The following is a 19,475-nucleotide window of genomic DNA, read 5'->3' on the forward strand; positions in this document are numbered from 1 at the left end:
TTGGGGTGAGGGGCGGGGCTCGCGGGGTCGGTCGTGGCCTCCGCGCGACTTTGCTCGCCTGCGGCGGGCTTCCGATCGCCTGCCGGCGCTCGGGTACCCGCGATGCGGATCAACCGATTGGCCTGATGCGCGTTAGCACGGCGATGCCGCGTATCCTGTCCTCTTTTGCCCGCCACGCCGTCGCATGAACATCTCCGGCCCCTTCATCCGCCGCCCGATCGGCACCTCGCTGCTGGCCGCGGGCGTGCTCATCGCCGGCATCATCTGCTATGCGCTCTTGGGCGTGGCGGCGTTGCCGCAGATGCAGTTCCCGGTGATCTTCGTGCAGGCGCAGGAGGCCGGCGCCGATGCCAGCACCATGGCCTCCACCGTGGCCGCGCCGCTGGAGCGCCACCTGGGCCAGGTGCCGGGCATCGACTCCATGCGCTCGCGCAGTTCGGAGGGCAGCGCCTCGGTGTTTCTCATGTTCCGCGGCGGCACCGACCTGGATGCCGCGGCGCGCGACGTGCAGGCGGCGATCAATGCGGCCGCGCCGGACCTGCCGCCGGGGCTGAACAGCCCGCCCAGCTACCAGAAGGCCAATCCCAACGACGATCCGATCATCGCCTTCGCGCTGACCTCCGATACGCAGTCGGCGGCCGATCTGTACAACGCGGCCGACAGCCTGCTGGCGCAACGGCTGCGCCAGCTGCCGGGCGTGTCCTCGGTGGAGATCGCCGGCGCAGCCACGCCGGCGATCCGCGTGGATGTGGACCTGCATGCGCTCAACGCCATGGGCCTGTCGCCCGACCAGCTGCGCAACGCGCTGACCGCGGCCAACGTCACTTCGCCGCAGGGCTTCCTGTCCAACGGCAGGACCACCATGGCGATCACCGCCAACGACCAGCTGCACACCGCCGAGGATTTCGCCGGGCTGGTGGTCGCGGTGCGCAATCACGTGCCGGTGCGGCTGTCGGAGGTGGCGCACGTCTATGCCGGCCAGCAGGACGCCTTCCAGGCGGCCTGGTTCCAGGGCAAGCCGGCGGTGCTGATGTACGTCTACAGGAAGGCCGATGCCAACGTCATCGCCACCGTGGACAGCGTCAAGGCGCAGGTGCCGGCGCTGCGTGCGTATCTCTCGCCGGGCACGACGCTCACGCCGTACTTCGACGGCACGCCGACCATCCGCGCCTCGCTGCACGAGGTGCAGGCGACCTTGCTCATCTCGCTGGCGATGGTCGTGCTGACGATGGCGCTGTTCCTGCGCCGGCTCGCGCCCACGCTGATCGCCGCGCTCACCGTGCCGCTGTCGCTGGCCGGCGCGTTCGTGGTGATGTACGTGCTCGGCTACACGCTCAACAACCTCACCCTGCTGGCGCTGGTGATCGCGATCGGCTTCGTGGTGGACGATGCGATCGTGGTGATCGAGAACGTGATCCGCCACATCGACGCGGGCATGCCGCGTTTCGAGGCAGCGCTCACCGGCGCGCGCGAGATCGGCTTCACTATCGTCTCGATCACCGCCTCGCTGATCGCGGTGTTCATTCCGCTGCTGTTCGCGCCGGGCATCACCGGCATGTTCATGCACGAGTTCACGGTGACGCTGGTGGCGGCCATCGCCATGTCGGCGCTGATCTCGCTGACGCTGACGCCCTCGCTGTGCGGCTTGTTCCTGCGCGGGCACGAGACCGCGCGGCCCTCGCGCCTGGGCGCGGCGCTGGACCGCTTCCACGCCGGCATGCTCGGCATCTACACCCGCGCGCTGGACTTCGCGCTGCGCCACGCGCTGGCGCTCTCGCTGACGCCGCTGGTGCTGATCGTGGCGACCTTCTTCCTGTTCGGCATGGTCAAGTCGGGGCTGTTCCCGCCGCAGGACACCGGGTTGATCTGGGGCCGCGCCACCTCCAGCGCGACGGTGTCGTTCCAGGATGCGATGGCGCGACAGGAGCGGCTGACCCGCATGCTGCTGGCCGACCCGGACGTCAAGGCGGTCGGTTCGCGGCTGGGCACCAGCCGGCAGGGCACCGCCGGAGCGTTCAACATCGAGCTCAGGACGCTTGGCGAGGGCCGGCGCGAGGACACCTTCACCGTGCTCGCCCGGCTATCGGCCAAGGCCGCCCGCTACCCCGACCTCAACCTGCGCCTGCGTCCGATCCAGGACCTGCCCAGCGGCAGCGGCGGCGGTGGCAACCAGGGCGCGCAGTACCAGGTTTCGCTGCAGGGCAACGACCTGCAGGAGCTGCAGACGTGGCTGCCCAGGCTGGTCGAGGCGCTGAAGAAGAATCCCAAGCTCAAGGACGTCGGCAGCGACATCGACGAGGCCGGCCTGCGCCAGAACGTGGTGGTCGACCGCGACAAGGCGGCGCGCCTGGGGGTGTCCATCGGGACCATCGACGGGGCGCTCTACAACGCCTTCGGCCAGCGCCAGGTGTCGACCATCTACTCGGACATCAACCAGTACAAGGTGGTGATCAACGCGCTGCCTTCGCAGACCGCCACGCCCGCGGCGATCGACCGCATCTACGTGCGCTCGGACGCCGGCAAGATGATTCCGCTGGGTGCGCTGGCGCGCCAGGAGCCGGGCCTGGCGCCTTCGGAGGTGACGCACCAGGACCAGTACACGACGATGGACCTGTCCTTCAATCTCGCCGACGGCGTGAGCATGGGCGAGGCCATGGCGATCATCCAGCGCACCGCCGAGGGCCTGCGCATGCCCGGCGACATCCGCCTCAACGTAGGCGGCGACTTCCGCCGCTTCATGGAGACCCAGAGCGGCATGGGCTGGCTGATCCTGGCGGCGATCCTCACCGTGTACATCGTGCTGGGCATGCTCTACGAGAGCCTGATCCACCCGGTGACCATCCTCTCCACGCTGCCGGCGGCGGGCGTGGGCGCGTTGCTGGCGCTGTGGCTGACCGGGACGGAGCTGTCGGTGATCTCGCAGATCGCGCTGGTGCTGTTGATCGGCATCGTCAAGAAGAACGCGATCATGATGATCGACTTCGCGCTGGTGGCCGAGCGCGAGCACGGCAAGAGTCCGCTGGAGGCGGCGCGCGAGGCGTGCATCGTGCGTTTCCGGCCGATCATGATGACCACCATGGTGGCGATCCTGGCCGCATTGCCGATCGCGATCGGCCTGGGCGAGGGTTCGGAGCTGCGCCGGCCGCTGGGCATCGCGCTGATCGGCGGCCTGCTCATCTCGCAGAGCCTGACCCTGCTCAGCACGCCGGCGCTGTACGTGATCTTCTCGTGCCTGTCCGCACGCTGGCGGGCTTGGCGCGCGCGGCACCGCCGTCGCGAAGTCGTCCAGGCCTCCTGAGTCCGTGCTCCCTCTCCCCTGCGGGGAGAGGGTTGGGGTGAGGGGACGGGGCTCGCGGGGAAGGGGATATCTTGTTTGGCGCTCTTGCGAGACACCCTTCCGTGATTTGGTCGGGCGCGAAGAGCTTCCGATCGCCTGCGGCGCTCGGGTCACTTTCTTTGCTGGCCCAAAGAAAGTAACCAAAGAAACGGCCTCACTAAGCCCGGTGAGGGATAAGAGCTAGGCGCCTTTTCGCCTTGTCGGGCGAATCTCTCGCTCTTAGAGGAGCTGCAGCCGCTTTGCCGCGGGCGCTCGGGAGCTGAGGAAAGGGAGGGTTGGTTGCCGTGTGCGGCCCTTCGCACGGGTCAGGCCAGCGGAGTGCCCATGCGGCGAAGGGTTCCTTTGGGCCGGCGGCGTCTGCCGAACGCGCCGTAGAGCGGCTTCAGCCTATCAGGCGAACTCAAATCTAATCTTTGCTTTCGTAGAAGGAAGTAACGCAAGCGACCAAAAAGCCGACGCCATCAACCACACTGCATGCCCCCCTGGCCTCAGCTCCCGAGCGGCCGCGGCAAAGCGGCTGCAGCTCCTCTAAGAGCATGCGACGTACCAAGCAAGGCGAGGCGGCACCTAGCTCTTATCCCTCACCGGGCTTAGTGAGGCCGTTTCTTTGGTTACTTTCTTTGGGCCAGCAAAGAAAGTGATCCGAGCGCCGCAGGCGATCGGAAGCTCTTCGTACCCGACCAATGACGGAAAGGTCTCGCAAGAACGGCAGCCGGCAAGGCGAGGCGGCACCTGGCTCTTATCCCTCACCGGGTTTAGTGAGGCCGTTTCTTTGGTTACTTTCTTTGGGCGCAGGCGATCGGAAGCTCTTCGTGCCGACCAAATGACGGAAAGGTCTCGCAAGAACGGCAGCGAAACGCCGCAGGAGGTCAGGACATCAGGCAACGTCGTCGAATTGCAGCGCCGCCGTGAGATCGCCCGGGGGCGGCCCGCCGGCGGCCCGCATGGCTTCCTCGCGCAGCGTGAGCCCTGGCAGTTTGCGCAGGCCGAAGCGGCGGGTCAGGAAGCGGGCGATCGAGCCGGTGTCGTAGACGGTGTGGTCGACGTGGCCCTTCTTGGCGTGCGGCGACACGATGATCGCCGGGATGCGCGAGCCCGGTCCCCAGCGGTCGCCCTTGGGCGGCGCCACGTGGTCCCACCAGCCGCCGTTCTCGTCCACGGTGATGACGATGAGCAGGCCGGGCCATGCGGGCGATGCCTGCAGGGCCTCGACCACGGCCATGATGTGGCGGTCGCCGGCGTCCACGTCGGAATAGCCGGCGTGCATGTTGAGATCGCCCTGGGGCTTGTAGAAGCTGACCGCCGGAAGCTGGTCGGCCGCGACCGCGGCCAGGAAGTGGTTGGTGGCCGCGGTCTGGCCCACGCCGGCATCGCGCAGGTGCTTGGTGCGCGCGGCGGTGCCCGGCGCATAGGCGGCGAAATAGTTGAGCGGCTGGTGGTGCGGCTGGAAATTGGGCCGTTGCGGGAACTCGCGCTGGTCGCCGTCGCCCTGGCCGTCCAGCGCGAGCTGCCAGCCGCCGGCATACCAGGCCCAGTCGACGCCGGCTTCGGAGAGCACCTCGCCGATCGTGTCGTGCTTCTGCGGCGGCACGGTGTTGGGGCTGTGCGGGTCGGCGCGGGTCGGGTCGTTCGGGTCCTTGGAGAACCCCGGCGCGTAGGGCGGACCCATCGTGTTGACCGCCCAGAAGTCTGGCGTGAGCGTGTTCGGCGTCAGCGCCTCGGGCCTGCCCTGCATGGCGCTGGCGGGCGAGTCGTGCGCCATCTTCAGGTGGATGTCGGTGGCCTCGCCGCTGACCGTCTGCGCGATGTTGAAGCGCGCCGGGCTTTGATCGGCATGCGGGTAGTAGGGCGGCTGCGCGGCGACGAGGTACTGGTGGTTGAGGAAGGAGCCGCCGAAGGCGCCCATGAAGAAGTGGTCGCACAGGGTGTACTGGCGGGCCAGCTGCCACAGGCGCAGGTTGGCCGCGTTGTCGCCGTAGTAGCCCATCACCAGCGCGCCCGAATCGCCCCAGGCGACGAAGCCGTCGTTCCTGCCGCCGTTGATCTGCAGCTGGTTCTCGTAGAAACGGTGCCAAAGGTCGCGCGTGACCACGCCTTGCGGCAGCGGCTCGCCGGCGCCGGTGCGCAGCGCCCAGGGCGCATTGGGCAGGCCGGTGAGGTCTTCCTGGCGCACCACGTAGCTCTTGTGGTTGACCACCTGTTCGTGCGGCGCCACGCCGTGCCACACCGGCGGCAGTTCGGTAAGCAGCGAGCCGTCGCGGTCGCGCTGGCGGTACTGCCCGGGCTTGAGCGCGGACAGCGGCTCGGCCACGCCGGGGAAATCGGCGAACAGGTTGTTGAAGCTGCGGTTCTCGGCGTAGATCACCACCACGCGCTGGATGCGCTCGCGCAGCAGGGCGTCCAGCTTCGTCGCGGCGGGCACGGTCGCCGCGGTGGCGGTGCCGGCCTCGATGGCCGTGCCGCCCAGCGCCAGGCCGGCACCGGCAGCGGCCAGCCCGCCGAGCAGGCGGCGGCGTTGCGGATCGGCAGGTTGGTCGCCGGTGTCGGGGGGCAGGGGCAGGTCGGACATCGCTCGGGATTCCTCGGACATCGAAGCGGTGAGTATGCCGGCATCCGGCACGGGACGGTCCGCCTCAGCCTTCCATCGCCTGCGCCGCCTGCCACATCGCGCGGGTCAGCGGTCGGTTGGCGTGCGGCGTCTGCAGCACCACCAGCGTGGTCGTACTGATGCTCGGGTGGATCTTCAGCAGTCGGTCCAGCACCGTCTCCAGATGCGCCACCGAAAGCGCGACCACGTGCAGCAGCGCCGAATCCTCACCGGCCAGGCGGCGGCACTCGAGCACCTCGGACACGTCCGCCACCAGCGCGCCGATGCGAGCGCACACGCCGCCGTCGCAACGCAGCCGGATCACCGCGTCGATGGTGTAGCCCAGACGTTTCGGATCGATGACCGCGCGATAGCCGGCGATCACGCCGGCCTCCTCCAGCCGCTTGATCCGTTCGGCCACCGCCGGCGCCGACAGGCCCACCTGCCGGCCCAGTTCGGCATAGCCCTGGCGCGCGTCCTGTTGCAGGGCCTCGAGCAGCTGCCAGTCGCGTCCATCCAGTTCCGGTTTCGATACGGAAGCCATGCGGGGTATTTCCCATTTCGTTCGATGGCGAAAGGTCGCCACTTTATTCCGATCCATCATTCCCGTGTCCGGTGCGCGCCACTAGCATGCGCACTTCCCTGCTTGGACTTGTCCCATGGATACCCCACGCCTCGACGGGCGGACGCTGGCCTGCATCGGCGTCGCGCTGGTCACCTGGTCGTCGGCCTATGCCGCGATCGCCTTTGCGCTGCCGGCGTTCACGCCCGGCGAAGTGGCCTTCGCGCGGCTGGCGATCGGCTCGCTGTGCTTCGCGCTGTGGCTGGCCGCCAAGCGCCCGCCGCTGCCGGCGCGGCGCGACTGGCCGCAGCTGGCGGTGCTGGGCGTGATCGGGCTGACCGTCTACCACCTGGCGCTCAACTACGCCGAGACGCGCATCGCCAGCGGCACCGCGGCGATCCTGATCTCGCTGGTGCCGGCGGCGACCGCGGCGCTGTCGGCGCTATGGCTGCGCGAGCGCCTGCCGTTGCGCACGCTCTGCGGCCTCGGCGTGGCGCTGGTGGGCGTGGTGACGGTGGTGCTGGCCAGCGGCAAGCAGGTGAGGTTCGAGCCGATGGCGGCGCTGGTGCTGGTGAGCGTGGTCGCCTCGGCGATCTATTTCGTGGGGCAGAAGCCGCTGTTTTCGCGCTCGAGCGTGTTCGGCGTCACCGCCTGCACCTTCTTCGCCGGCACGCTGGGCGCGCTGCCGTTCGCCACCCACCTGCCGCAGGCGCTGGCCGCGGCGCCGTGGCCGCGCATCGGCGCGCTGCTGTGGCTGGGATTCGCGCCGACCTTCCTCGGCTACATCACCTGGAACGTGGCCATCCACCGCAGTTCGGCCTCGCAGGTGTCCAGCTTCATCTACTTTTCGCCGCCGATCGCGGTATTGATCGGCTGGGTCTGGCTGGGCGAGCGGCCGGGGCTCCTGACCCTGGTCGGCGGCGCGGTGACGGTCGGCGGCGTCATACTGGCCAATGCGCGCGGACGCAGGGCGCCGACGCGGCCGGTAGCGGTACATGGGGCCAAGCGCTATGAGCACGGCTGAGGCGGCCATCATCGACTTGCAGGCGCTGGCGCAGGCGCTGCCCGCGTGGCGCTCGCAGCAGCTCGGCAGGATCGGCTCGGCCAGGCTCAAGCTGCTGCGCATGGACGAGGCGCCCTATGTGGAAGAAACGCACGATTTCACTGAAGCACTGCTCGTGCTCGATGGCGTCCTGCGGTTGCGCGTCGGCGGCGTGCTGCGGGTGGTGGGCGCCGGCCAGCTGTGCCTGCTGCCCGCCGGCGTTCCTCATGCGGTCGACGAAGGCAGCGCCGGCAGCTTGTTGATCATGGATACCTGAAGGAGATCCGTCGTGTACCAGCTCTACATCGGCAACAAGAATTACTCGTCCTGGTCGCTGCGGCCGTGGCTGTTGATGGTCGAGCGCGCGATTCCCTTCGACGAGCGCCTGGTCGCGTTGCAGGAGGGTTCCAGCTGGGACGCCTTCCGCAGCTTTTCGCCCAATGGCAAGGTGCCGTGCCTGAACGACGACGGCACGGTGGTGTGGGATTCGCTGGCGATCGTGGAATACCTGGCCGAACGCCATCCCGGCGTGTGGCCGGCCGATGCGGCGGCACGCGCCTGGGCGCGCTGCGCCGCGGCGGAAATGCACTCGGGCTTCGCCGCGCTGCGCGGCACCTGCCCGATGGATTGCGCCATCCGCGTGCAACTGCACGGCATCGACGCGCCGCTGCAGCGCGACCTGTCGCGCCTGGCCGAGTTGTGGAACGAAGGTCTCGCGCGGTTCGGCGGACCGTTCCTGGCCGGCGCCGCCTTCAGCGCGGTGGACGCCTTCTTCGCACCGGTCGCCTGGCGCATCCTGAGCTACGGCCTGCCGCTGGACGATGTCTCGCTGGCCTACGCGCAGCGCCTGCGCGAGCTGCCCGGCATGCAGCGCTGGTACGCCGCCGCGCTGGCCGAGAGCGCGCGCCTCAACGGCACCGAGCACACCGCCCGCCGCGTGGGCACGGTGCAGGCGGACCTGCGTACTTCAGCCTGAGCGCACCGAAGATGGCCCAATGACAGAAGCGGCGAGCGATGCCCTGGGGCGTCGAAGATGTGCACGTTTTATTCGGGACTGAGGTCTGGGTGCATGAGGGTGGCTCCGTGGAAGTGGCGCCACCCTACGGCCGGCAGCGCCTGCCGCCCATGACCTGGGTCAGCTGGGGCCGTGTGCGCTGCCTGCGCCGCAAGACGTGGCGGCGTCCGGTGGCGGCATAGGCGCGCGCCAGCAGCGGGACGGACAGCAGAAGAAGTTGTTGTTGCCGGGCATGTGCGGCGCCGCCAGCAACGCCACGGCCGCCGCCGTAGGCAGCGTCAGTACGCGCCGGCGCAACGCGTTGATCTCTTCTGGGGGCACCTGCGTGCGTATCCGCCCCGTCCCCGGTTCATGGGCCGCCTTGGATCAGAGCTTGTAGGCCTTGTGGATCGCCACGATGCCGTTGCTCAGGTTGCGCACTTCCACGCGGCCGAAGCCGGCCTTCTCCATCATGCCCTTGAGCGTGGCCTGGTCCGGATGCTTGCGGATCGATTCGGCCAGGTACTGGTAGCTGTCCGCGTCGCCGGCGAACAGCCGGCCGAGCCGGGGCAGCACCTTGAACGAATGGAAATCGTAGAGCTTGCCGAACAGTTCGCTCTGTACGCGCGAGAACTCCAGCACCAGCGCGCGGCCGCCAGGCTTCAACACGCGGCAGATATCGGCCAGCGCCTTGTCCTTGTCGGTGACGTTGCGCAGGCCGAAGGCCATCGTCACCGCGTCGAAGCTCGCGTCGGGAAAAGGCAGGCATTCGGCGTTGAGCTGCGCCCAGCGCAGGCCCGAGACCAGGCCGCGGTCGGTCATCCGGTCGCGCCCCACGCCGAGCATGGCGGCGTTGATGTCGCCGACCACCACCTCGCCCTCGTCGCCGACCACCGGCAAGAGCTGCGCGGCGATGTCGCCGGTGCCGCCGGCCAGGTCCAGCACGCGGTCGCCTGCGCGCACGCCGCTGATCGCCACGAAATGGCGCTTCCACAAACGGTGGATGCCGAACGACATCAGATCGTTCATCAGGTCGTAGCTGCGGGCGACCGAGGTGAACACCTGGCCGACCAGTTTCTGCTTGTCGCCCACCGGCACGTCGCGGAAGCCGAAGTGGGTGGTCCGTGGCTGCTCGTTCATGGCGGGCAATGCTACAGGATGCGGGTCGCCCGCTCGCTGGTCGGCTTTTCTTGGCGTGGCCGCCGCGTTCCTTCCGGCAGCCGATGCGCGGCTTACGGGCTCACGGCAGGGGTCGGCTTGCCGTCCTGCTTGTAGACGGTGCCGCCCTTCATCACGAAGCTCACCCGTTGCATCGCGGTGATGTCCTGCAGCGGATCGCCCGGCACGGCGATCACGTCGGCCAAGCGGCCGGGCTGGATCTGGCCTAGCTGGTCGGCCTTGCGCAGCAGTTCGGCCGCGTGCGTGGTGGCCGCCTGCAGCACGAACATCGGTGGCATGCCGGCCTGTACCATGTATTCGAACTCCTTCGCGTTCTGTCCGTGCGGGTACACCGACGCGTCCGTGCCGAAGGCGATCTTCACCCCGGCCTTGTAGGCGCGGCCGGCGGTGGCCTGGATGATCGGGCCGACCTGACGCGCCTTGGCGGCCACCTGCGGCGGGTAGTAGCCGGGCGTGCCCGCCATCTGCTGGACGTACTTGCCGGCGATGATGGTGGGCACGTACCAGGTGCCGTGTTCCTTCATGAGCTTCATGTCGGCGTCGTCCATGAAGGTGCCGTGCTCGATCGAGTCGACGCCCGCCAGCACCGCGCGGCGGATCGCCTCGGCGCCGTGCGCGTGCGCGGCCACGGTGAAGCCGTAGTCGTGCGCCGCGGCGACCACCGCCTTGATCTCCTCCAGCGTCATCTGCGGGTTGTCGGCGCTGGCGCTTTCGTCCAGCACGCCGCCGGAGGGCATGATCTTGATCAGATCCACGCCGTCCTTGTAATGCTGGCGTACGGCCTTCCAGGCATCGGCGGGGCTGTTGATGATGCCTACCCTGGGACCGGGATCGCCGGCCAGGTCCTGGCGGTAGCCGTCGGTGGGATCGGCATGTCCGCCGGTGGAACCGATCGGCACGCCGGCGGTGAAGATGCGCGGGCCGGGCACGACGCCCGCATCGATCGCGTTGCGCAGGGCGATCGATTCGTTGGCGTTGTCGCCGAGATTGCGCACAGTGGTGAAGCCGGCCAGCAGGGTGCGGCGCGCGTAGACCGTCGAACGGATCGCGTAATCGGCGGTGTTCCAACGGAACTGGTCGGTGTAGCCGGTGGGGCTGGTCTCGGAGGTCAGGTGGGTGTGCGCGTCGATCAGGCCGGGCAGGCAGGTCTGGCCTGCCAGCTCCAGCACGCGGCCATCGCCGCCCGCCGGCGCACCGGCATGGATCGCCTGGATGCGCCCTTCCCGCACCACCACCGTCGTCTCGCCCAGCAGCTTGCCTGCGGCCGGGTCAAGCAGGTGGGCGCAATGCAGCGCGGTGGCGGCCTGTGTCGGCGGATCGCCGGCAAGCACGGGAGCGGCCACCAGCAGGGCGGCCAGGACGGGCACAGGGCGTAGCGACATGACGGCCTCCTCGGCGGGAGCGGCCATCATAGGCGGCCCCTTGGGCCGGCCGGTAGCCTGGCCGACGTGCCCGCAAAGGCCCGCCTGGGGTGAAGCCCGCTAGGCGTCCCGGGGCGGCTCGTGCGCGTGTTCGTGCTGCTCGGTCTGGACGTGGCGCCGGTGCAGGTCCTCGCTGCCGCTGTCCTCGGGCACGTGCGCCGCCGGCCTGGATGGCGCCGCGTCCATGTCGCCGTCCACGCCGGTGATCTTGAGGATCGAGTGGCGTACTTCGCGCGCCAGGATCACCCGCGCGTCGCGCACCATGTCCTCCAGCGCGCGGTCGTAGTCGAGCTTGCCGGCCTCGTCGGTCCACACGATCTTCTGTTCGCGCAGCTTCTGGATGAAGCCGCGGAACAGCGCCTTGTCGAAGAACTCCGGCGCGGACTGCTCGTTGAGCAGGGACAGCCGCTGCGCGGTGAGCGCGCAGGCGTTCTCCAGCTCCGCCGCGGTGGTGGTGTGCGGGCCGTTCTTGGCCAGCGCGGCGATGGTGATGTAGTAGCGCTCGAAGGCCTGGATCAGGCTGCGCGCGATGGTCTTCATCTGGAAGGCCGCATCGTCCTGGCCCGGCCCGCGCTCGAGCACGCGGCCATCGGCGGACGCTTCCAGCAGGCCGCGGCCGACGAAGAAATCGATGGTGCCCTGCATCTGCGCCACGAAGCCTTCCGTATCCCACGGCAGGAACAGCTCGCCCTGGATGAAGGGATAGATGATGCGGCCCAGCCTGATCACCGAGGCGCGCGTCATGCGCCGGTTGTTCAAGAAGCAGCAGGACACCCACGCGGCGGTGGCCGTCAGGTGCAGCACGTTGTTGCGGAAATAGGACAGCAGCACCGCCGGCTCGTCGTCGGCCACCAGCACGTCGCCCAGCGGGTGGCGTACGCGGCGGATCCAGCCCATCTGCTCGCCATAGGCGACGATCGCGGGCGGGTCCATCGGCGTCAGCGTGACGCGGTCGGAATAAGGCATCTGCGTGAGCAGCGCGCGCATCAGCTCCAGCTGCGCGAGCAGGTCGCTCTCGGCCATCGCATGCTTCGGAGTCGCCAGCAGGGCCAGCGCCAGCAGGTTGATCGGGTTGACGTCGGCGGCGCGGTTGATGTTGACCTGGATGCGCTCGGCCAGGTCGTCCACCACGCGGTTGAGCCACTCGGGCTTGGCGTCCGGATCGGCCGTGGCGGCGCGCCAGTCCTGGCTGGCCGCATCCAGCAGCGGGGTCAGCTCGATCGGCTCGCCGAAGTTGAGCGCCACGTGGCCGTAGCGCTGGCGCAGCACCTTCAGGCCCTTGAGCAGACCGAGCAGGGATTCCTTCTCCTTCGGCTTGCCGGTGAGTTCGCCGATGTAGCTCTTGCCCTCCATCAGCTTCTCGTAGCCGATGTAGACCGGCTGGAACAGCACCGGGCGGCGCGGCGCGCGCAGGAAGGCGCGCACGGTCATCACCAGCATGCCGGCGCGCGGCGCCAGCAGGCGCCCGGTGCGCGAGCGGCCGCCCTCGATGAAGTATTCCATCGGCACGCCGCGGTCGATCAGCTGCGCCACGTATTCGTTGAAGATCACCGAGTAGAGCGCATTGCCCTTGAAGCTTCGGCGCAGGAAGAACGCGCCGCCGCGGCGCAGGATCGGGCCTATCACCGGCAGGTTGAGGTTCACGCCCGCGGCGATGTGCGGCACCACCACGCCGGACATGTGCAGCTGGTAGGACAGCAGCAGGTAGTCGGCATGGCTGCGGTGGCTGGGCACGTACACCACTTCGTAGCCGGGCGCCGCGGCGCGGGCCTTGTCGAAGTGGTGCATGGCGATGCCGTCGTAGAGCTTGTTCCAGAAGTTCGACAGCAGGAACGACACCGAGCGCACCACCGGATGCGAATAGTCGGCGGCGATTTCCATCACCAGCTTGTGCGCGCGGCGCCAGGCCTTGGCGTGGGAGATGTGCTCCTTGGCCGCGGTGGCGCCGATCGCGGCGCGCACCGGCTCGGCGTTGAGCACCGAATCGGCGACGGTGCGCCGGTGCGACAGGTCCGGCCCGATCACCGCCGCGCGGATGCGGCGGAAGTGCGTGCGCAGCACCCGCGCGATCTTGCGCACGAAGCGGTCCGGCTCGGTCTGCCCGGCCTCGTCCAGCACCGCGCGCAGCGACACCGGCGCGGAGAAGTGCACCACCGTGTCGCGGCCGTTGAGCAGCAGCGCCAGCAGGCGGCGGAAGCGGCCGACCATCACCCAGTTTTCGGAAAACAGCACGCGGAACCAGCCGGCGTCGCGGCTGGGCGCGCGGCCGACGTAGATCGACACCGGCACGATCTGGATGTCGCTTCCCGGCTGGCCTTCCAGCGAGCGCACCAGCTGCGCCAGCGACTCGTTGGGCGGGCGCTGGCGGTTGCGGCCCAGCAGCCAGCCGTCGCGGCGCGCCAGGGCGAACACCGAACGCTTGCGGCGGCTGCCGGCCAGCGGCTGCATCGGCGGCGGCAGGCCGGCCTCGCGGCAGGCGCGCTCCAGGATCAGCGCGTCGGAGAAACCGTCGCGCTCGATCACGTAGCACACGGGCGCTCCCGCCTTGAGCAGGCTGGCCGGTTCGGCCGGATCACGCCGGATGCGTACCCAGGGTTCGAGCAATTGGCCGGCCAGGCCGAACCACCAGGGTGCGCGGCTGCGGCTCGGATAATCCGCGGTCATGTTCTGCATCGGCGGATTGTAGCCGGTGGGCTGTAAAAGACGCCCGGGTGCTCAGCGCGGCGCCGGGGCCACGGCCGGTGCGCTGGCGCCGGCCGGCGGGGCGGCCAGGCGCTGGTGGGCACGGCGCACGGCCTGCAGCAGGTCCTGGTCGTACCAGCGGCCGTTTTCGAGCACCAGTGTCGATTCCATCGAAAGCGGCTGGTCCAGCAGCTGGTATTCGATGCGCACGCGGGCGTAGGGCGGGTGGTAATCCAGCGGCACGACACGGGCCGAGTCCAGCGCCTGATCGAGCGCCAGCCCGTAGATCGCCAGCAACTGCTTGAGGCCTTCGAACGCGGTGGCGTAGCTGCGCATGGCCTGGTCGAAATCCATCGTGCGCAGTTGCTGCGCGTCGTGCAGGCCGAGCTTGCGTGCGGTGGCGACGACCACGCCGACCGCCCGGCGAGCCCTGGCCGGATCGAACCAGGGCGCCCGCTGCGCCCATGGAGCGAGCGCATCCAGCAGTGCCGTGGCGTCGCGCTTCTGAGCGTCGCCGAGACGAGGGTTGCCGGCGATCGCCTTGGCCCCGAGCGCGCGGCCGATGCCCGCCAGCAAAGGCAGCTGGTCGCCGTAGCGAGCCTGCGTGTCGGCAAGCCAGGGCTGCAGGCGGGCATCGAGCGCCGCCTCGGCGTCCGGCGCGGCGAGTTGGCGCAGGGCCGTATCGATGCGCTCGCGGTCGGCCTCGCTCATCGGAGCTTCGCCGGCGCGCAGCTTTCCCCAGTCCGCGCGCAGCAGGGCGTAGTCGCGCGGCGGCAGGGCGTGACGCCAGAAGCCGGCGAAGTCGTCCGCGCGGATCAGCGCGATCGATTCGCGCACCGCCGCCTCGGGGGACGGGCTGCCGGAGGCGGTGGCCGCATCGTGCGAATGGCAGGCGGCCAGGGCCAGCAGGCCAAGCAACAGCATCAGGCGGCGTAGCGTCGTCAGGCGCATGGACCTCTCGTCGGTGCGGAATGGCGCGGGGCGAACGGGCAGGGTAGGTGGGCGGACGCGCCAGCGGCAAGCCGTGGGGCGATGGATCCGCCGGCGGCAACACGGCGCGCGTGGGCGCCCTCGCGGGCAAGAAAAACCCCGCGGGCCTGGAGCCGCGCGGGGTAATCCGGCCGAGCCGGAAGGGAAATGGCCTTGCCCGCGGTTTGGAGGTCAGCAGGTTTCGGCGAGAGAAAGCTTAGTAGCTCTTCGTACCTAAGGCAATACTTGATATTTATATATGTAACCATTTGATTTTAATGGATGCGTAAAGCGTCTAGCTTCGCATTGCGACGCACGTCGCGGGGCGCCCGCCAGTCGTTGTCGAACAGCGCCTGCTCCCAACCTGCCGTAGGCGGGATTGGGCAGGACGAATCAGCGCACCCCGATCCAGTCCAGGTAAGGCTGGACCAGCCACGAAATCGCCCAGCTGGTCGCCCAACTGCATCAGCGCAAAGGCATGTTCCTTGGTTGGAGGTCGTCCGACAGGATCGGCCGGCTTACGACAGGCCGGTAGCAGGCCCGCCTCGTTGCCGGCCGGCTGGCGAACGGCGTGGCCTGCTGCGAGACTGGGCTCCCGTGCTTCCCCCGAGCTCCGGCATGCTTTCCGATCCTTCCCTCCTGCGTGAGCCCTCGCGCGCCGTGCGCCTGGCCAGTTACGTGCTGACAGGCATCGCCCTGCTGCTGGTGCTCAAGCTGCACCTGCTCTCGGCGCTGCTGGCCGGACTGCTGGTGTACGAACTGGTGCAGACGATCAGCCCGCTGCTGGAGCGGCGCCTGTCCGGCAGCCGTGCCCGCGTCGTCGTGGTGGCGTTGCTCGGCGCCGTGGTAGTCGCCCTGCTGATCCTGCTGGCGCTGGGCGCGATCAGCTTCTTCCGCAGCGAAATCGGTAACCCGCAGGACCTGTGGCGCCTGCAGCTGATGCCGCTGGTGGAAAAGGCGCGCGAGCAACTGCCCGCCGCACTGGTGGGCTCGCTGCCGGACAGCGTCGACGAACTGCGCGTGATGGCCGGTGAACTGACCCGCAAGCATGCGGCCAGCCTGCAGCTGGCCGGCAAGGACACCGCCCGCGGCTTCGCGCACATCATCATCGGGCTGGTGCTGGGCGCGATCGTCGCGCTCAGCCGCAGCGCCCGGCCACCGCACCAGGTCGGCCCGTTGGCGGCGGCGCTGGGCCAGCGCTGCCTGCGCCTGGCCGAGGCCTTCCACAACATCGTGTTCGCACAGATCAAGGTTTCCCTGATCAACACGACGTTCACCGCGATCTTCCTGATCGGCGTGCTGCCACTCCTGGGGATCCACGTGCCGCTGGCCAAGACACTGGTGGCGCTGACTTTCGTGATCGGCCTGCTGCCGGTGATCGGCAACCTGATCTCCAACACCGCCGTGACCATCGCCGGCCTGTCGGTGTCCCTGGGCGTGGGCATCGCGGCGCTGGTCTTCCTCATCCTGATCCACAAGCTCGAGTACTTCCTCAACGCCCGCATCGTCGGCACCCAGATCCGCGCGCGCGCGTGGGAACTGCTCATCGCCATGCTGGTGATGGAAGCGGCCTTCGGCCTGGCCGGCCTGGTCGCCGCGCCGGTCTACTACGCCTACCTCAAGAGCGAGCTGGAAGGCGAAGCGCTGCTGTGAAGCTGCAAAGCTGGTGCGCCTGGATAGCTGTTGCGGCAGGAAATTTGATTTCGGTCACGGATTGCTGTACCTATTCGTTTAGTTCGCGTTAAAGGAAGCTGCGTGGCAGGGAAGCGCAGGTCCCGCCGTTCGTACCGCTGGGGAGCGGTGGCAGCCGAACTGATTTCACATTCGACACTTTGGGGAAAAATCACATGCTTAAGACCAAACTCGCGGCCGCTGTGCTGGTCGCGTTGAGCGTCGGTCCGTCCGCCGCGTTCGCTTACGGCCAGACTGCTGCCGCCCAGCAGGACACCACCCAGTCCAGCAGCGCCGAGCAGAAGGCGAAAAAGCTTGAAACGGTCACAGTCACCGGCTCGCTAATCCCGCAGACCGAAATCGAAACCGCCACACCGATCGTCACGATCACGGCACAGGACATGAAGGTCCGCGGCTTTACCACGGTGGCCGAGGCCTTGCAGCAGTCCTCCTTCGCCACGGGCAGCGTGCAGGGCACTTCCACGTCGGGATCATTCACCCAGGGCGCGCAGACGCTCAGCATGTTCGGCCTGCCGGTGGGCTTCGTGAAGTACCTCGTCGACGGACGCCCGATGGGTAACTTCCCGGCGCTCTACAACGGCAGCGACACCTTCAACAATCTCAGCGGCATCCCGATGGAAATGGTCGACCACATCGACGTCCTGCCGGGTGGGCAGTCGTCGCTGTACGGCTCCGACGCGATCGCCGGCGTGGTCAACATCGTGCTCAAGAAGCACGTGGACGCACCGACCATCGACGTGCGCTACGGCTGGCATTCCGGCGGCGGCGGCGCAGATCGGCGCATCAGCTTCGCGGACAGCTTCGGCGCTGGCAAATTCAACCTGCTGGTGGGCGGGCAGTTCGAGAGCACCCAGCCGATCTGGACCGGTGATCGCAGCCTGACCCGCCAGTACTTCACCCAGGGCACCAGTGCCCCGGTGGCCTCGCGCGACTTCCTGGTCTACAGCCCGTTCTCTGGGCATTACTATTTCGAGGACCCGAACAACTGCTCGAACGTGACGAGCCTGTTCGGCGGCACCGAAGGCCTGCGCACCCGCACCCGTGGCCGTACCTACTGCGGCTCGTTCTACACCCCGAGCTACGCGACCGTCACAAACGACCAGAAGACGGCCAACCTCTATACGCACGCCAGCTTCGACGTCAGCGACAACCTGCAGCTTTACGGCGACCTGCTCTATAACTACGACGAACAGAAGTACTCGATCGGCTCCAACTTCACCTGGTGGGGTACCGGCGTCAAATACGGCGCTTTCTACGACCCGAACCTGCAGGATTACGTCGATCTGCAGAAGGCGTTTGCGCCGGAGGAAACCGGCGGCTTCAAGTCGATCATGAACAAGCAGTACGAGAAGTCGTACATGTTGACCCTGGGCGGCAAGGGCACCTTCGGCGAGTCGAACTGGGACTACGACCTGGGCTTCACCCACTCGGACGACAAGCTGCTGGAGCACAATTTCCAGCGCTTCGCCGGCCCGATCGACAACTACTTCCTTCAGCACGTGCTGGGCCCGCAGCAGGGCATGGACCCGAACTACGGCGCCTATCCGCAGTTCACTCCCGACTACGCGGCGTTCTACAAGCCGATCTCGCAGGCGGACTTCAAGAGCTTCACTGGCTACACCGACACCAACGCCAAGACCTGGGACAACATGCTGCGCGGCCAGCTGACCAATGCGTCGCTGTTCAAGCTGCCCGGTGGCGATGCCGGCCTGGCAGTCGTGCTGGAAGGCGGCAACCAGGGCTGGTCCTACGTGCCCGATCCGCGCCTGCTCGACGGCGAGGTGTGGGGTACCACTGACGTGCAGGGTGCGGGCCATCGTTCCCGCTATGCGGCCACTACCGAGTTGCGGCTGCCCGTCTTCAGCATGGTGACGCTGGATGCTTCGGGCCGCTACGACAATTACCGCGTGTCCGGCGAGAACGTCCACCACGCCACCTACAACCTGGGGCTGGAGTTCCGTCCGATCGAGTCGCTGCTGCTGCGTGGCCGTTACGGCACCGCCTTCAAGGCGCCGACCCTGTCCGACGAGTTCCAGGGCCTGAGCGGCTTCTACAGCTTCGTGCCCGACTACCTCAACTGCGGCCGCCTGGGCTTCGACCCGGCGCATATCGCCAACTGCCCCACGCCGTATGACAGCACGCAGTACTTCGGCCAGCAGGCAGGCAACAAGGCGCTGCAGCCGATCACCGCCAAGGTGTGGAGCTACGGTGCGGTGTGGGCGCCGACGTCCAAGCTTTCCTTCAGCGTCGACTACCTGCACTGGGACATCAACAACGAGGTCAACACCGAGAGCGCGGACCTGCTCTCGCAGGCGGAGTATCTGTGCGACATCGGCACGCTGGATAAGACGTCGCCGACCTGTACCAACGCCTTCAGCCAGATCACCCGCGGCACTTCGACCACCTCGGGTCTGCTTGGCCAGATCCAGAAGATCTACACGCCGAAGGTCAACGTGTCCAACGAACAGGTCAATGCCGTCACGGCCAGCATCAACTACGTGCAGGACATCGGCCGCTGGGGCCGGCTGGCGTTCGCGACCTCCTACAGCGACGTGCTCAAGCACACCACGCAGGCGTATCCGAACGACCCGCGCATCGACGTGCTGCGTCATCCGGCGGCTTACCCGAACGGAACGGACTTCAAGAGCAAGGTCAACGGCTCGCTGACCTGGACGCCGAATGAGCAGTGGAGCGGCACGGTGTACTTCAACCGCTATGGCCGCACGCCCAACTACCTGGCCTCGTCGCTGGACAACTACACCAGCCCCGGCACCGGCCGGCTGGGCGCGTGGATCCTCTACAACGCCAGTGTGACCTTCAATCCGACCAAGAACCTTGGCCTGTCGTTCCTGGTCAACAACCTGTTCAACAAGATGCCGCCGCTTGACCGCAGCTATCCCGGCACCTCCTCCTCGCCGTACAACGACAGCAACTACAACGTTTACGGTCGTGCGATGTACCTGGAAGCCAACTACAAGTTCGGCGCGAAGTAAGGAAAGCAACGCAGCAA

The 19,475-nt window shown here is 68.0% G+C and carries 12 protein-coding genes; 6 read left to right on the forward strand and 6 right to left on the reverse strand.

Annotated elements, in window-relative coordinates; genetic code table 11:
- Positions 1-184 precede the first annotated feature (184 nt).
- Complete coding sequence (locus VGU03_RS09415; protein ID WP_327480123.1) at positions 185-3,298, forward strand: efflux RND transporter permease subunit; 3,114 nt, start codon at positions 185-187, stop codon at positions 3,296-3,298.
- A gap of 916 nt (positions 3,299-4,214) precedes the next feature.
- Here the strand turns inward: VGU03_RS09415 and acpA are convergent.
- Positions 4,215-5,906: an acid phosphatase gene (acpA, locus tag VGU03_RS09420; protein ID WP_327480124.1), complete on the reverse strand. Its 1,692-nt coding sequence runs from the start codon at positions 5,904-5,906 to the stop codon at positions 4,215-4,217.
- A 64-nt stretch (positions 5,907-5,970) separates the two neighbouring features.
- Positions 5,971-6,468 (reverse strand): Lrp/AsnC family transcriptional regulator, encoded by a 498-nt coding sequence (locus VGU03_RS09425; RefSeq protein WP_327480125.1) that lies wholly within the window; start codon positions 6,466-6,468, stop codon positions 5,971-5,973.
- Between the two features lie 115 nt (positions 6,469-6,583).
- On the opposite strand from VGU03_RS09425, the gene VGU03_RS09430 reads away from it, so the two are divergent.
- Genes VGU03_RS09430 through VGU03_RS09440 form a run of 3 tightly spaced genes read left to right on the forward strand, consistent with a single transcriptional unit; the run spans position 6,584 to position 8,504 of the window.
- Complete coding sequence (locus VGU03_RS09430) at positions 6,584-7,510, forward strand: DMT family transporter (protein ID WP_327480126.1); 927 nt, start codon at positions 6,584-6,586, stop codon at positions 7,508-7,510.
- Positions 7,497-7,805 carry a cupin domain-containing protein gene (locus VGU03_RS09435; protein ID WP_327480127.1) on the forward strand — a complete coding sequence of 103 codons (309 nt, stop codon included), beginning with the start codon at positions 7,497-7,499 and terminating at the stop codon, positions 7,803-7,805. Before VGU03_RS09430 ends, VGU03_RS09435 begins: the two co-directional genes overlap by 14 nt.
- A gap of 12 nt (positions 7,806-7,817) precedes the next feature.
- Positions 7,818-8,504 (forward strand): glutathione S-transferase family protein, encoded by a 687-nt coding sequence (locus VGU03_RS09440; RefSeq protein WP_327480128.1) that lies wholly within the window; start codon positions 7,818-7,820, stop codon positions 8,502-8,504.
- A gap of 405 nt (positions 8,505-8,909) precedes the next feature.
- On the opposite strand, the gene ubiE is transcribed toward VGU03_RS09440, so the two are convergent.
- The 4 genes from ubiE to VGU03_RS09460 all read right to left on the reverse strand — a co-directional run bounded on the left by ubiE (position 8,910) and on the right by VGU03_RS09460 (position 14,755).
- On the reverse strand, positions 8,910-9,662 hold the full coding sequence (gene ubiE / locus VGU03_RS09445; RefSeq protein ID WP_327480129.1) for a bifunctional demethylmenaquinone methyltransferase/2-methoxy-6-polyprenyl-1,4-benzoquinol methylase UbiE: 753 nt from the start codon (positions 9,660-9,662) through the stop codon (positions 8,910-8,912).
- Positions 9,663-9,754: 92 nt separating this feature from the next.
- Entirely contained in the window at positions 9,755-11,083 is a 1,329-nt protein-coding gene (locus VGU03_RS09450; protein WP_327480130.1) for an amidohydrolase family protein, read from the reverse strand.
- 99 nt (positions 11,084-11,182) lie between these two features.
- Positions 11,183-13,795, reverse strand: coding sequence for a glycerol-3-phosphate 1-O-acyltransferase PlsB (gene plsB, locus VGU03_RS09455; protein WP_327480131.1), 2,613 nt, complete (start codon positions 13,793-13,795; stop codon positions 11,183-11,185).
- 42 nt (positions 13,796-13,837) lie between these two features.
- On the reverse strand, positions 13,838-14,755 hold the full coding sequence (locus VGU03_RS09460; protein ID WP_327480132.1) for a hypothetical protein: 918 nt from the start codon (positions 14,753-14,755) through the stop codon (positions 13,838-13,840).
- A 636-nt stretch (positions 14,756-15,391) separates the two neighbouring features.
- On the opposite strand from VGU03_RS09460, the gene VGU03_RS09465 reads away from it, so the two are divergent.
- Positions 15,392-16,426 carry an AI-2E family transporter gene (locus tag VGU03_RS09465; protein ID WP_327480133.1) on the forward strand — a complete coding sequence of 345 codons (1,035 nt, stop codon included), beginning with the start codon at positions 15,392-15,394 and terminating at the stop codon, positions 16,424-16,426.
- 194 nt (positions 16,427-16,620) lie between these two features.
- Positions 16,621-19,458 (forward strand): TonB-dependent receptor domain-containing protein, encoded by a 2,838-nt coding sequence (locus VGU03_RS09470; RefSeq protein WP_327480134.1) that lies wholly within the window; start codon positions 16,621-16,623, stop codon positions 19,456-19,458.
- The last annotated feature ends 17 nt before the right edge of the window (positions 19,459-19,475 follow it).

It is taken from the genome of Frateuria sp. (assembly GCF_035944355.1).
Taxonomy (GTDB): domain Bacteria; phylum Pseudomonadota; class Gammaproteobacteria; order Xanthomonadales; family Rhodanobacteraceae; genus Frateuria_A.

What these genes read in the sequence shown, in the direction of transcription:
- ubiE (WP_327480129.1), bottom strand. Translation starts at nt 9,662, where the DNA reads ATGAACGAGCAGCCACGGACCACCCACTTCGGCTTCCGCGACGTGCCG.
- acpA (WP_327480124.1), bottom strand. Translation starts at nt 5,906, where the DNA reads ATGTCCGACCTGCCCCTGCCCCCCGACACCGGCGACCAACCTGCCGAT.
- VGU03_RS09450 (WP_327480130.1), bottom strand. Translation starts at nt 11,083, where the DNA reads ATGTCGCTACGCCCTGTGCCCGTCCTGGCCGCCCTGCTGGTGGCCGCT.
- VGU03_RS09435 (WP_327480127.1), top strand. Translation starts at nt 7,497, where the DNA reads ATGAGCACGGCTGAGGCGGCCATCATCGACTTGCAGGCGCTGGCGCAG.
- VGU03_RS09425 (WP_327480125.1), bottom strand. Translation starts at nt 6,468, where the DNA reads ATGGCTTCCGTATCGAAACCGGAACTGGATGGACGCGACTGGCAGCTG.
- plsB (WP_327480131.1), bottom strand. Translation starts at nt 13,795, where the DNA reads ATGCAGAACATGACCGCGGATTATCCGAGCCGCAGCCGCGCACCCTGG.
- VGU03_RS09460 (WP_327480132.1), bottom strand. Translation starts at nt 14,755, where the DNA reads ATGCGCCTGACGACGCTACGCCGCCTGATGCTGTTGCTTGGCCTGCTG.
- VGU03_RS09430 (WP_327480126.1), top strand. Translation starts at nt 6,584, where the DNA reads ATGGATACCCCACGCCTCGACGGGCGGACGCTGGCCTGCATCGGCGTC.
- VGU03_RS09465 (WP_327480133.1), top strand. Translation starts at nt 15,392, where the DNA reads ATGCTTTCCGATCCTTCCCTCCTGCGTGAGCCCTCGCGCGCCGTGCGC.
- VGU03_RS09470 (WP_327480134.1), top strand. Translation starts at nt 16,621, where the DNA reads ATGCTTAAGACCAAACTCGCGGCCGCTGTGCTGGTCGCGTTGAGCGTC.
- VGU03_RS09415 (WP_327480123.1), top strand. Translation starts at nt 185, where the DNA reads ATGAACATCTCCGGCCCCTTCATCCGCCGCCCGATCGGCACCTCGCTG.